The organism is Methanobrevibacter sp., from assembly GCF_045114555.1.
GTDB lineage: Archaea > Methanobacteriota > Methanobacteria > Methanobacteriales > Methanobacteriaceae > Methanobrevibacter.
Genome location: NZ_JBGUKT010000023.1, coordinates 1 through 12,383 on the forward strand (window position 1 = coordinate 1; position 12,383 = coordinate 12,383).

The window sequence follows — 12,383 nt, forward strand, 5'->3', positions numbered from 1 at the left end:
GTAGGTTAATCCTAGTGCATGTCTTATCAGTGCATCCTGCAGGACATTGTCGCTGAATTTATCCGCTGACCAGTGGCCTTCAACGCCCACTGACGGCATTTTTCCTTTCATCATTTTTTTCATTAATATCACCTCAAATTGTTTTTTATAAATTCACGAGCCTTTTTAAAGTCTTTTTCGTTGGGATGGTTTTTGGCTATTCCACCGATTTTTTCAAAAAATCCGTATGTGTCATATCCTCTGCAGCTGAATCCTCCAATGAATTCGCAATCCTGGGATTTGATTGTTTTTTGAATGCTTCTAGCATAATTCATATAATTTATGCCACATGTGTAAACAGTGAAAACCTTTTTGCCGGTCAAGTCAATTTCTGATGCCAGTTTTTCAATGTCCTTGTGGAATTTATGGAAATATATTCCTGAAGCAAATCCTATTGCATCATAACATGAAAAATCTGTTTTTTTAGCTTCAGATATTTTTAATAAGTCGATATCATTTGAATATGCCATTACCTCTAGAACTTTTTTTGTATTTCCATGGTGTGATGAAACATATATTATTGCAGTTTTCATTTTTTATCATCTCGAAAAAATTTAATTTCCTATAAAATAATTTCCTATGAAACTATTTCATAGAAAACTATTTAACAAATATGATATATAAATCTTACTATGTCAGAGAAAAAGTTAGGATTTTTAATAGGAAATTTGTTTTATGCATATACTTCCTATATGAATAGCTACTTAAAAGAAATGGATTTAACATTAAGTCAAACTAGGATTTTGCTTGTTCTTGCTTTAAATGGGGGAATATCAATTTATGAGTTATCTAAAGCAACCAATATAGGTAAAAGTAGCATTACAAAATCTGTAAAAATTTTAGAAAAAAAAGGATTCTTGACTAAGGAAATCGATTCACAGGATAATAGGAAAAAATATATTAAGATCACTCCCAAGGGTTTGGAAGTTCAAAAACTGGCCGTTAGGATGAATGATGAAATTGAAAATAAGATAAATGAGGAATTTGGAGAGAATGAAATCAATGAACTTAAAGAAAAATTAGAACAATTAATAGGCATAATCAAAGTGCCTTAATTCAATTCACCAATCATTATTTAAATATTCTATACAAGTTTTAAGCACAATAACTTTTTTCAAAAAGTGTTCGGTAGGAGTTCGGTAGGAGTTCAGGTGTTAGAGCGAAAAATAAAAAATTTTTAGTTTTGTAAAACTAATATTTAAAGAAATAAATAAATCAATTTCATCCAGAGAAAATAAAAGAGAAAGATCAATTCTAATTATTGCCTTCATTAAGGTTTTCTAAAATATTTGCAAGCAGGATATTTTGAACAACCATAAATAAGCCCATGTTTCATAGAATTCTTTATTAATAATAGAGAACCACATCTTGGACATCTGTCAGATTTACTTCCTGAAGGCTCAACGTCTTCTGTGTATCTACATTTTGGATAGTTTGAACAACTCCAAAAATCACCATATATTCCATGTCTTAATCTTAATAAATTACCGCACCTTGGACATGTGCTAGATTTATTGTATATTTCAACATTTTCTATGTATTTACATTCTGGATAGTTTGGACAAGCCCAAAAAGGACCATATCTTCCATTTTTCAATATTAATTCCGCACCACATTTTGGGCATTTTAGAGCCATAATCACATCACCACTTTTCATATCCTTTTAGTAATTAATATTATTTCACTTTTAATAAATATAATAATTTTTCTAATTTTCCACTATGTTGGTTGAAGGCTATTAAGTCTGTTCACCAAATTTAGCTATTTTTCAATGGAGTGTTTTAGTATTTTAGAAGTTGTTACAAAATCAAAGGATTCTTTGCTTATTACAGCTCCAGTGTTAGTTCCAGGTGAAAGGGATTGCGAGTTCATATACGGAGAGGAGCCTTTGACCGAGGGTCAGGTAAGGCATATTGCACATGAGTATCTAGCAAATTACAGCCTTGTCGACAAGATCCATGAGTTCTTTGAGACCAGAGAGGCCATAGGAGTTCCTGTGGAGTCCTATATAACAAACGAACCGATAAGCCTCAAGGGCTTGGACGGAACGGTCAACGAATATCCTAAGGGAACCTGGATAGTCCCCCCCCAAGGATGGAAATTAAGATGGATTTTTTTAAGATAAATTTATATTTTTTAAAATAGTATATTTTATTAAAGTGAATATAATTTATAATTTTTTAGGTTTTTGATACTATGGGAATATTAGGTTTTTTATTCAATCCAGATGGAAACATGCCTAAAGGCGAAATCAAATCAAGGGATGTGGAATTTGATTTCTTAGGATTATTGACTGAAAACATTGATGGAAATGATAATAAATCCAATGGAGCAATCAAGTTGGATGAGGATTCCATTTACATAGAATTGAGAAGCAGATTGAATGGTAAAGTCAAGGATGCATTTGAAATAGCTTATGATGATTTAAGTGCAGAAGACATTGATAGAGTAGCTGACAATAAGGTTCAATTGAATTTAGAGGATAAGACTATTCAGCTTAAGACTTTAGACCATGATATGCTAAACAATTTTGAAACCAGATTAAAGAACAAATTGAACACTGGTTCATTTGTACCGGAAGAGGAAAAAATTAGGCATGTGATTGCAGATGTTCCTGCAGAGATAAGAAAGTATCATGATTTATTGAAAGATGGAATAATCACTGCAGAGGAATTTGAAAAGAAGAAAAAGGAATTATTGAATAACTGATTCTAAATTTTTAAACTGACCTATATTTTTACTTACTTTTTTAATTACTTCAAACGCTTGGTGATACTATGGAAATTAAGGCTATACCTGAAATAATCAAGGAAATGGATTATTTGGTTAAAGAAGAGAAATTTGATGAAGCCTATCAGTTTGCAAAGGAAAACATCAATTTAAATAAGGAATATGTTGAAGGAGAATACATATTCAAAAATCTTCTTGAAGAGCTATTGTTCCAAATCACTATCAAAAAGGAGATAAAAAGAAAATATCCTCTCATGTTGGACTATTCCACATTGTACTCCAATTATGGAAATGTATTGTTGCATTTCAAAGAGTATGAAAATGCCCTAAAATCTTTTAAATTATCTTATAATTACGATCCGGTCAATGTAAACGCCATTTTTGGATTATGTGAACTTCATAGGATTGAAGAAAACTGGGATGAGTTTTATAATCTCACTATTCAATCCTTCAAATATGATTACTCTCTTGAGGATCTTTCCAAATCATTTGAAAACTTGTCCATTTATTATTTCAATGAGTATCATGATTCTAACGATGAGGAGAATTTGAAATTATCTGTCTATTTAAGCAGATTAGCTCAATCTTATGATGGTTCTAATGATTCCAATGAAAATAAAATAGCTATTGAATTTGATGATAATGCATTAAACGAATATAATCAAAGCATTGAAGAGATAAAGGATTACCTTAAATCAAAAGGATTGCCATATGGCCCTAGCATTGAAGTCGTTACAATATGCAAGAATCTTGGATTCCAATTGGATGAGGATAAGAAAGTGGTTCCTGCATTGTTCTATTTCAATATTGCATATGATTTAACAGGAGATCCTGCAATTAAAGATGTGATTGATGATTTGGACGCTAAAGTTGAAAGAAAATTAAATGAATAATGATTTGGCTGAAAATTTGTTTTTCATTAAATGATAAATGTGATAAAAATTGTGTTTTTTTAAAATTTTTTATTTTTTCAATATTCAAAAATTCCAAATTTAAGTTCTAATATATAAACTTTACTATGAATTTCCAAAAAATCTTTAAATATTATTAAGTTCAATATTAATTTGTGCTTATGATTTTGACTTTTGTGCTATTTTTTAAAAAATTAAAGTCAAAAATTCAAAACATTTATATACTATTAATTACTTATATTTTTATATCAGTGAATTATATATTAGACAGTACTATGTCTGATATGTTACTAGATTGCCGAGATAGTCTAGCCTGGTAAGGCGCGGGACTGGAAATCCCGTGAGGGTTCACCTCGCCTGGGTTCAAATCCCAGTCTCGGCGTTTATTAGTGTATAGCAATTTAATATAATTCTATTTAATAGGATTATTGTTAATGATAATATCACTTTTATCAAATTATCATTAAGGTAAATCCGATTCAAATAAGCTTTACGAATTGGATTTATTTAGTTTGCTTTTTTTTAATTAGTTAAATTATAATCTAGCTATGGCTTTAAAAGTTTATTAGTAATTTATTGAGTATTAAGTTACTCTATCTTTTAGTAAGCTGAGCGTAGTTATTATTTAATTAGAATTATTAAATGTGCTTGAAACTGATATGAACTCTTGGTTAGCATTGGTTAAATGGCTTATTTAAGTTATTGACTATTGTTAGACTAAGTTTTACATTGTTGAAAAAACTGTGCTTTAAAATAAAGCATTCGAATCCGCTAAATTTTTTAATTAACGTCTCGTGGGTTCGCTCCAAAGAAAAATAATATGGAGGTTACTTTAATGGAAGACGACTTTAAGCACTTAGTGCGTATATCCAGAAAGGACGTAGATGGTAACAAAACTATCCAACATGCTTTAACTGAAATTAAAGGTATTGGATTATCCTTATCTAGATCTATCTGTCTTACCTTAGGTTTAAATACTGATGACCAAATCGGTTACATCTCTGAAGAAGATGTTTCTAAAATTGAAGCACTCTTAGAAAATCCTCAAGAATACAATATTCCTGATTGGATGTTAAACAGACGTAACGATTACGCTACTGGTGACGACCTTCATTTGATTGAATCTGATCTTGACATGACTTTAAGAGATGATTTAAACAGAATGAAAAAGACCAGAAGCTACAAAGGTAGAAGACACGAAGTTGGTTTACCAGTTAGAGGACAAAGAACTAAATCTACTTTCAGACACAGTTCTACTGTCGGTGTAAGTCGTAGAAGAAGATAATTTCTATCTTTTAACGAACTTGTATATTGGGTAAATCGAAAATTTTTATATAGATTTATAATAATTGATTATATTAAGATAAGGAGATGTGATTATGGGACATCCAAGAAAAGCAAGGAAAAAGTATGATACACCACCTCATCCTTGGAATGCAGAAAGAATTAAAACTGAAAATAAATTAATGTCTAAATACGGCTTAAAAAACAAAAAGGAAATTTGGAAAGCTGATACTTTAGTTAGAAAATACAGTAGGGAAGCAAGATACTTACTCGGTTTCTCTCAAGATCAAGTAAAAGTTGAAACTGAAGAATTATTAGGACACTTGAAAAGATCAGGAATCCTCGATGAAAACGCTCACTTAGAAAACATTCTTGATTTAACTGTTGAAGATATTTTAAGAAGAAGATTACAAACTATAGTTTTCCAAAAAGGTTTAGCTCGTACTGCTAAAGAAGCAAGAATGTTTGTAGTACACGGACACATTGCTTTAAACGGTAAAAAGTTAAATTCTCCAAGTTACGTAGTAAAAAGAGGAGAAGAAGAAGCAGTTGGTTTCTACCACTCTTCCCCAGTAGCTAAACAGATTGAAGAATACAATAAAGCAGCAACTCAAGCTGGAGAAAATCAATAAGGTGTGTAATTATGGCAAAAGACGAAAAATGGGGAATAGCTAATATTTATTCATCCTTTAACAATACTATCTTAACTGTAACTGATATTACCGGAGCAGAGACTATCTGTCAATGGTCTGGTGGTAGAGTAGTTCGTGCAGACAGACAACAATCCTCTCCTTTTGCAGCTATGGAAGCAGCAAACAGAGCAGCTGAAGATGCAAAAGAAAAAGGTTTTGTCGGATTACATATTAGAGTAAGAGCTCCTGGTGGAAATGGTCCTAGAAGTCCAGGTCCTGGTGCACAAGCAACCATTCGTGCATTAGCGAGAGCTGGAATCAAAATTGGTAAAATTGAAGATATCACTCCTATACCTCATGATGGTACTGGAAGACCAGGCGGTAAAAGAGGAAGAAGAGTATAAGAAGGGTTTAATATGAAAATTGATGTCAAAGAGCAAGATGAAAATTCAATGACTTTTATAGTCAGAGATGCAGAAGTTCCTTTTGTTAATGCTATTAGAAGAATTGCTATGATGAAAGTACCTAAATTAGCTATTGAAGATGTATTCATAGTTAAAAATGATTCTGCAATGTTTGATGAAGTATTAGCTCACAGATTAGGTTTAACTCCTTTAGTTTCTGATGCAGAATCTATTGAAGGTTTAGTACTTCCAGAAGACTGTGATTGTGATAGTGAAAAAGGAGAATACTGTCCAAGATGTAGTGTTTCTTTCTCATTAAGGGAAACAGGACCTAAAACTGTATACTCTAAAGATTTAAAATCTTGTGGTGACTCAAAAATTAAACCAGTATACGATACCATCCCTCTCTTGAAATTAAAAGAGAATCAGGAAGTTGATTTAGAAGCTGTAGCAAAATTAGGAATTGGTAAAGACCATGCAAAATGGGTGCCAACCACTGTTTGTGCTTATAAACAATATCCGGAAATTGAAACTGAAGAAAAAGTTGACAGCACTGTTGCTACTGCAGTTGTTGAAGCATGCCCTAGAGGAGTGCTCGATTTTGACAGCGATGAAGGAAAGATTGAAGTTGTCGATATTGAAAACTGCTCCCTTTGTAAAGCTTGTGTAAGGGCAGCAAAAGCAGCAGAATCTAAATGTATCACTGTTGGGTATCGTGAAAATGATTTTATTTTTAAAATTGAAACTGATGGATCAATGCCTCCTAAAGAGGTTTTATTAAAAGCTTGTGATGTTTTAGATGCTAAAACAGATGAGTTTATCACATTTAGTGAAGGAGGAAGCTAATAATGGCTAGAGAAATTAAGAAAACTAATCCTAACCTTATTGACCTTATTTACAATCTTAGAAAACAGTCTTATGAGGAAGAAGTTGGTATCTGGAAAGAAGTTGCTATCAAACTTGAAAAGCCTTGCAGAAACCAAGCTGAAGTAAGCCTTTCTCATATTAACAAACACACTGTTGAAGGAGAAACTGTGGTTATTCCAGGTAAAGTATTATCTGACGGTAAATTAGATCACAAAGTTACTATAGCAGCATTAGGATTTACTAAAAACGCTGAAGCAAAAATAGAAAAATTTGGCAGTGAAGCTCTTTCTATTGCAGAACTTGCAGAAGCAAATCCTAAAGGTAGCAATGTAAAAATTATGTTATAAGCTAAAGGATTGGTGTAAAAATGATGATTATTAACGGTGAAGGACATATTTTAGGAAGACTTGCTAGTGTAGTCAGCAAGCAACTTCTTGAAGGCGAAGAGATTGTAGTTCTCAACGCTGAAAAAATAATGTTAACTGGTAATAAAGATTGGGCTTACGCTAAGTACAAACAAAGAGTAGACAGAGCATCTATCTCTAACCCTCGTGACTTAGGTCCTAAATACCCAAGAAGACCAGAAGATATATTCAGAAGAACCGTAAGAGGTATGTTACCTATGAAAAAAGCAAAAGGTAAAACTGCTTTCAAAGGATTCAAAGCATTTGTAGGTGTACCTGAAGAGTATGCTGATGCTGAACTTATAACCATGCCTGAAGCTGAATATAACGACATTAAAAAAGGAATGGAATTAGGAGAAATCTCTAAACTTTTAGGTGCTAAATTCGAATAGATTTAGTGGAAGTTTGATTTGTTCTGATTAAGGATTATTATACGAATTATATTAAATGATGGAGTAATTGTTATGAAAGTTGTTCATACAAGCGGTAAGCGTAAAACAGCTATTGCAAGAGGTACTGTAAGAGAAGGTACTGGTAAAGTAAGAATTAATAAAGTTCCTTTAGAACTTTATTCTCCAGAACTTGCACGTTTAAAATTAACCGAACCATTAGAATTAGCTGGAGATGTTGCTGATCAAGTAGACATTTCCATCAGAGTTAATGGTGGAGGAGTTATGGGCCAAGCTGAAGCTGCACGTATGGTAATTGCAAAAGGTTTAGTACAATGGACTCAAGACATGGACTTAAAAGAGATTTACACTCAATATGACAGAACCATGTTAGTAGGTGACCCAAGACGTTCTGAACCTAAAAAATACGGCGGTCCTGGTGCTAGAGCTCGTAAACAAAAAAGTTACAGATAATTTTTATACATTATGTATTTAACATAAATTTTACAATTCCTTTAAAGGAGACATTCTGTCTTTTTTGAAGTTTGTAAAATTTATCAAATTCTCTGTAAGTATTTTCTAATCTTTTTAATTTTTCATTTGAGATTGGGAAAAGCTGTAAAATTTAATTTGATTATTTCATATTCTTTAATTATGAAGTATGTTTTATTTAAAAAGGAAATGATGATTATATGATACCTATACGATGTATAAGTTGTGGAAAACCCGTTTCTGCATATTTTGATGAATACAACCGCAGATTAGCTGATGGTGAAGAGTCAAAAGATATTTTGGATGATATGGGTATTACAAGATATTGTTGTAGAAGAATGTTAATTTCTCATGTTGAAACTTGGGAATAATCTTTATCCTTTTTTATTTTTTTATTTTAGGCTTAAATGATTATTTTATCAATTTGGGAATTAATTAGCTATTAATAGTTTACACTATTGATTATTGTTTAATAATTAGGAGTTAAATAATGGCTGCAAATGAAGACAATACAAAAAAATTAACAAGATTCGAAAAGGCTAGAGTTTTAGGTGCAAGAGCTATTCAGCTTTCCATGGGTGCTAAACCTATGAAACATAAGGAAATCGAAAAATTCCTAAAAAGTTCCAAATCTCTTGATCCTATTGATATAGCTACTAAGGAACTTGAATTAGGCATTTTGCCTTTAAACGTTAGACACAAAGAATAAATCATTTATTCTTTTATCTATTCTTTTTTATTTTTAAAAAGGAATTTAAAAATCGTAATTGTTCTTTTTATTTAAAAAAGAATTCTATATTTAATGATTAAGTATTTAAGTGATTAATTACTTAATAATATTATAAATAAATTATTAAAATTATTTAATTTAGATTTTAAATCATATAATTTATTTAAATTTATTTATTTCTTTAAATTAAGAATATCATATGCAATCTATAAATCAACCTTCTAGTTTTTTTTATGATTTCAAATCCATTATAGATTTTATGGTAAGACGAATTGAAAAAGGATTCTTTTGAATCTCATTGGTAAATTGATTATTGATTAATTGTTTGATAATGAATTATTGATTATTTAATGATCATTAGTTGATTAGAACTTTATAGTCAATATTAGGTTTATTCAGTCCGTTGTTATAGGAAAACTAGCTATTGCATACTTAAAATTGCATATTTAATTATCTGAAATTTAGGAATAGTTAAATTTTATTTATAATATTAATTTAAATTATTCTTTATAACCTATGAGGTGTTATTTTGGATAGTGTAATTGAAGATGTTCGTGTTAGAAAGATTTTAGACAGCAGGGGAAATCCTACTGTTGAAGTGGACATAATTACTTGGAACGGATTTGGAAGAGCTGCTGCTCCTAGTGGTGCAAGCACTGGTTCTAGAGAAGTCGTTTCTTTCCCAGAAGGCGGAGTTAGTCAAGTAATCACTGAGGTTGAAGATTTAATCTCCTCCGAACTTATTGGTATGGCTGCTGAAGACATCGAGGACATTGATGAAATCCTTAAGGAAATTGATGGAACCGATAATTTGTCTGCAATTGGTGGAAATACTACTGTAGCTGTTTCCATGGCTGCAGCTAAAGCGGCTGCAATGAGTTATAATTTGCCTCTTTACAATTTCTTAGGCGGCAATTTCATTAAGGAAATTCCTTATCCATTAGGAAATATGATGAATGGAGGGGCTCATGCAGGTCCTAATGCACTGGATATTCAAGAGTTTCTAGTTGTTCCTGTTGGGGCAAATGACATTACAGAAGCGGTTTTTGCTAATGTTGAAGTTCATAAGAGATTAAAGGAACTCATAAGCAAAAAAGACCCTAGTTTCACTGGTGGAAAAGGTGATGAAGGAGGATGGATTCCAAACATCACTAATGACCAAGCTTTGGAGATTCAAGCTCAAGCTTGTGAAGAGGTTGGTGATGAACTTGGTTTTATCATAAAGCCTGGTTTGGATATGGCTTCATCTGAATTCTGGAGCGAGGAAGAAGGTAAGTATGTCTATGGTCAAGACGGTCTTAAAAGAGACAGCGGTGACCAGGTTGATTATGTAAAAGACTTGATTGATACTTATCATATGTTCTATGTTGAAGATCCTTTTGATGAGAAAGATTTTGAAGGATTTGCAGAACTCACTGCAAAGGTAGGCAATAAATGCCGCATTTGCGGAGATGATTTATTTGTAACCAATAGCGAATTATTGGCTAAAGGAATTGAAATGAATGCTGCAAATGCAATCATCATCAAGCCAAATCAAATAGGTACTTTAACAGACACTTATGAAACTGTAAGATTAGCTAAAGAGAATGGCGTAATGCCTGTTGTTTCCCATAGATCAGGAGAGACCTGTGATGAAACCATTGCTCACTTGGCAATTGCATTCGGTGCACCAATGATTAAGACCGGTGCAATAGGCGGTGAGAGAATAGCTAAATTAAATGAACTTATCAGAATTGAAGAGGAAATGTCCAATCCTAGAATGGCAAATTTATATTAGATATCTTTTCAATTAGATATCTTTTAAATCACATATTCTTTCAATTCAGTTTAAAAATCATGATTATAGTAAATTTTAGAGCGAGATTTACTTTAATAAGTAGTTAAATTTATTAACTACTAAACTAAATCTTTTTAATAGCAAATAAATGTTGAATTAAGATTTATTTAGGTAATTAATTAATAGGCTTAATAAGGATTGTAGTATTTTATTCAAGTTTATTAATTAAATTATTAATTAATAAAAAATTATAGAAGAAAATGGTGTAAAAATGTCAACTGTTATTATTGATGCAAGCAAATGTGAAAATGCAGATTGTGGTGAATGTGTAGATATGTGTCCTATGGAAATCTTTTCCTTAGACGGAGACAAAATCGTAACTGATCATGAAGACGAATGTACTTTATGTGAAGTATGTGTCGACATGTGTCCTAACGACTGCATTACTATCAAAGATGAATAAATTTGTTGATTTTAAGAGAAGAATTCTTAAATAATCTCCTTTTTGGATTTTATTTGAATTCTTATCTTTATTTTTAATTATTTTTTAATAATTTAATTAAATTTCAATAAAAATATCAATAAAAATTATATTTTATATTATATGGTGATAAAGTGTCAGATTTATTAATCCCTTTAGAAAAGTATTTAGCTGCTGGGTTACACATTGGTACCCAACAAAAAACTAGTGACATGGAAAAATACATTTTCCGTGTAAGATCAGATGGTTTATATGTCTTAGACGTTCGTAAAACTGATGAAAGAATCAGAGCTGTTGCTAAATTCTTAGCAAAATACGACCCAGATGACATTTTAGTAGTAGCTACCCGTCAATACGGTCAAGCTCCTGTTAAAAAATTCGGTGAAATCACTGGCTGTAAAACCATTCCTGGCAGATTCATCCCAGGTACCTTAACCAACCCACAATACGCTAAATTCATTGAACCTAAAGTTATTGTTGTAACTGACCCAAGATCCGACTCTCAAGCAATTTTAGAATCCAAACAAAACGGTATTCCTGTAGTAGGTTTATGCGATTCTGAAAACTTACTTGCTAACGTAGATATTTGTGTTCCATCTAACAACAAAGGTAGAAAAGCTATTGCTTTAATCTACTGGTTACTTGCAAGACAAATCTTAAGAGAAAGAGGAATTCTTGGCGAAGACGAAGATTTAGACATTGAATCTTCTGACTTTGAACTTAAATTTTAGTTAATTAATTTTAATTAATTAATTAACTTTTTCTATTATTTTTACTTTTTTTAAACTTTTTAAATTCTATTTTTATCTATTTTATCTATTTTATCTATTTTTATCTTATTATCCTATTTTTATAATTTAATTTATACTCTAACTATTTTTAAAAAAATTAAATAAATTTTTTATATTAAGTAAATTAAATTATTAATTAATTCTTAAACTTTATATTGAAAATAATTTAAAAATGGGTGAAAATATGATTAGAGAACCTGCAGTTGCTGGAGCATTTTATGAAAGTAATGTAAAATACTTAAGAGAATCAATTGAAGACTGTTTTAAACATAGGTTAGGTCCTGGTGAAGTGCCTAAGCTATCAAGGATAAATAAGGAAAAGCAGGTTAATGCAATTATGGTTCCGCATGCAGGTTATGTCTACTCTGGCCCTACTGCAGCTCATGCCTACTCAAAGCTTGTTAAAGATGGTTATCCTGAAACCTTTGTAATCCTTTGTCCTAACCATACAG

The 12,383-nt window shown here is 31.3% G+C and carries 19 protein-coding genes and 1 tRNA gene; 18 read left to right on the forward strand and 2 right to left on the reverse strand.

Going from position 1 to position 12,383, the window contains the following annotated elements; genetic code table 11:
- Positions 1–128: 128 nt before the first annotated feature.
- Positions 129–572, reverse strand: a complete 444-nt coding sequence (locus ACJMLB_RS06150; RefSeq protein ID WP_405324553.1) for a flavodoxin family protein — start codon at positions 570–572, stop codon at positions 129–131.
- A 99-nt stretch (positions 573–671) separates the two neighbouring features.
- Between ACJMLB_RS06150 and ACJMLB_RS06155 the strand changes: the two genes are divergently transcribed.
- The gene (locus ACJMLB_RS06155; RefSeq protein WP_295606780.1) at positions 672–1,094 is read left to right on the forward strand and encodes a MarR family winged helix-turn-helix transcriptional regulator; all 423 of its coding nucleotides are present in this window, start codon (positions 672–674) and stop codon (positions 1,092–1,094) included.
- Positions 1,095–1,309: 215 nt separating this feature from the next.
- Here the strand turns inward: ACJMLB_RS06155 and ACJMLB_RS06160 are convergent, their stop codons facing one another.
- The gene (locus ACJMLB_RS06160; protein ID WP_405324556.1) at positions 1,310–1,675 is read right to left on the reverse strand and encodes a type I DNA topoisomerase; all 366 of its coding nucleotides are present in this window, start codon (positions 1,673–1,675) and stop codon (positions 1,310–1,312) included.
- A gap of 201 nt (positions 1,676–1,876) precedes the next feature.
- Here ACJMLB_RS06160 and ACJMLB_RS06165 point away from each other — a divergent pair, with 201 nt between their 5' ends.
- From ACJMLB_RS06165 to amrB, 17 genes are all read left to right on the forward strand, one after another.
- Positions 1,877–2,164, forward strand: coding sequence for an XkdF-like putative serine protease domain-containing protein (locus tag ACJMLB_RS06165; RefSeq protein ID WP_405324570.1), 288 nt, complete (start codon positions 1,877–1,879; stop codon positions 2,162–2,164).
- A 71-nt stretch (positions 2,165–2,235) separates the two neighbouring features.
- Positions 2,236–2,748 (forward strand): SHOCT domain-containing protein, encoded by a 513-nt coding sequence (locus ACJMLB_RS06170; protein ID WP_405324558.1) that lies wholly within the window; start codon positions 2,236–2,238, stop codon positions 2,746–2,748.
- Between the two features lie 68 nt (positions 2,749–2,816).
- Positions 2,817–3,662, forward strand: a complete 846-nt coding sequence (locus ACJMLB_RS06175; RefSeq protein ID WP_405324560.1) for a hypothetical protein — start codon at positions 2,817–2,819, stop codon at positions 3,660–3,662.
- 315 nt (positions 3,663–3,977) lie between these two features.
- Positions 3,978–4,062: transfer RNA gene (locus tag ACJMLB_RS06180), tRNA-Ser, on the forward strand.
- 453 nt (positions 4,063–4,515) lie between these two features.
- Positions 4,516–4,965, forward strand: a complete 450-nt coding sequence (locus ACJMLB_RS06185; RefSeq protein WP_295604684.1) for a 30S ribosomal protein S13 — start codon at positions 4,516–4,518, stop codon at positions 4,963–4,965.
- A gap of 94 nt (positions 4,966–5,059) precedes the next feature.
- The gene (locus ACJMLB_RS06190; protein ID WP_292778352.1) at positions 5,060–5,596 is read left to right on the forward strand and encodes a 30S ribosomal protein S4; all 537 of its coding nucleotides are present in this window, start codon (positions 5,060–5,062) and stop codon (positions 5,594–5,596) included.
- A gap of 11 nt (positions 5,597–5,607) precedes the next feature.
- Positions 5,608–6,000, forward strand: coding sequence for a 30S ribosomal protein S11 (locus tag ACJMLB_RS06195; RefSeq protein WP_012955709.1), 393 nt, complete (start codon positions 5,608–5,610; stop codon positions 5,998–6,000).
- A 12-nt stretch (positions 6,001–6,012) separates the two neighbouring features.
- The gene (locus ACJMLB_RS06200; RefSeq protein WP_296855575.1) at positions 6,013–6,846 is read left to right on the forward strand and encodes a DNA-directed RNA polymerase subunit D; all 834 of its coding nucleotides are present in this window, start codon (positions 6,013–6,015) and stop codon (positions 6,844–6,846) included.
- A 2-nt stretch (positions 6,847–6,848) separates the two neighbouring features.
- On the forward strand, positions 6,849–7,214 hold the full coding sequence (locus ACJMLB_RS06205) for a 50S ribosomal protein L18e (protein ID WP_295604679.1): 366 nt from the start codon (positions 6,849–6,851) through the stop codon (positions 7,212–7,214).
- A gap of 23 nt (positions 7,215–7,237) precedes the next feature.
- Positions 7,238–7,663 carry a 50S ribosomal protein L13 gene (locus ACJMLB_RS06210; protein WP_295604854.1) on the forward strand — a complete coding sequence of 142 codons (426 nt, stop codon included), beginning with the start codon at positions 7,238–7,240 and terminating at the stop codon, positions 7,661–7,663.
- Between the two features lie 72 nt (positions 7,664–7,735).
- Positions 7,736–8,134 carry a 30S ribosomal protein S9 gene (locus ACJMLB_RS06215; RefSeq protein WP_295604677.1) on the forward strand — a complete coding sequence of 133 codons (399 nt, stop codon included), beginning with the start codon at positions 7,736–7,738 and terminating at the stop codon, positions 8,132–8,134.
- Between the two features lie 218 nt (positions 8,135–8,352).
- Positions 8,353–8,523 (forward strand): DNA-directed RNA polymerase subunit N, encoded by a 171-nt coding sequence (locus ACJMLB_RS06220; RefSeq protein WP_067145950.1) that lies wholly within the window; start codon positions 8,353–8,355, stop codon positions 8,521–8,523.
- A gap of 119 nt (positions 8,524–8,642) precedes the next feature.
- Complete coding sequence (locus tag ACJMLB_RS06225; protein ID WP_295604674.1) at positions 8,643–8,861, forward strand: DNA-directed RNA polymerase subunit K; 219 nt, start codon at positions 8,643–8,645, stop codon at positions 8,859–8,861.
- Between the two features lie 550 nt (positions 8,862–9,411).
- Positions 9,412–10,659, forward strand: coding sequence for a phosphopyruvate hydratase (gene eno / locus ACJMLB_RS06230; protein WP_405324565.1), 1,248 nt, complete (start codon positions 9,412–9,414; stop codon positions 10,657–10,659).
- A gap of 271 nt (positions 10,660–10,930) precedes the next feature.
- Positions 10,931–11,122, forward strand: coding sequence for a 4Fe-4S dicluster domain-containing protein (locus ACJMLB_RS06235; RefSeq protein WP_012955717.1), 192 nt, complete (start codon positions 10,931–10,933; stop codon positions 11,120–11,122).
- Positions 11,123–11,274: 152 nt separating this feature from the next.
- The gene (rpsB, locus tag ACJMLB_RS06240; RefSeq protein ID WP_292778329.1) at positions 11,275–11,871 is read left to right on the forward strand and encodes a 30S ribosomal protein S2; all 597 of its coding nucleotides are present in this window, start codon (positions 11,275–11,277) and stop codon (positions 11,869–11,871) included.
- 244 nt (positions 11,872–12,115) lie between these two features.
- A partial coding sequence (gene amrB, locus ACJMLB_RS06245; protein ID WP_405324568.1) for an AmmeMemoRadiSam system protein B occupies positions 12,116–12,383 on the forward strand: 268 nt, incomplete at its 3' end.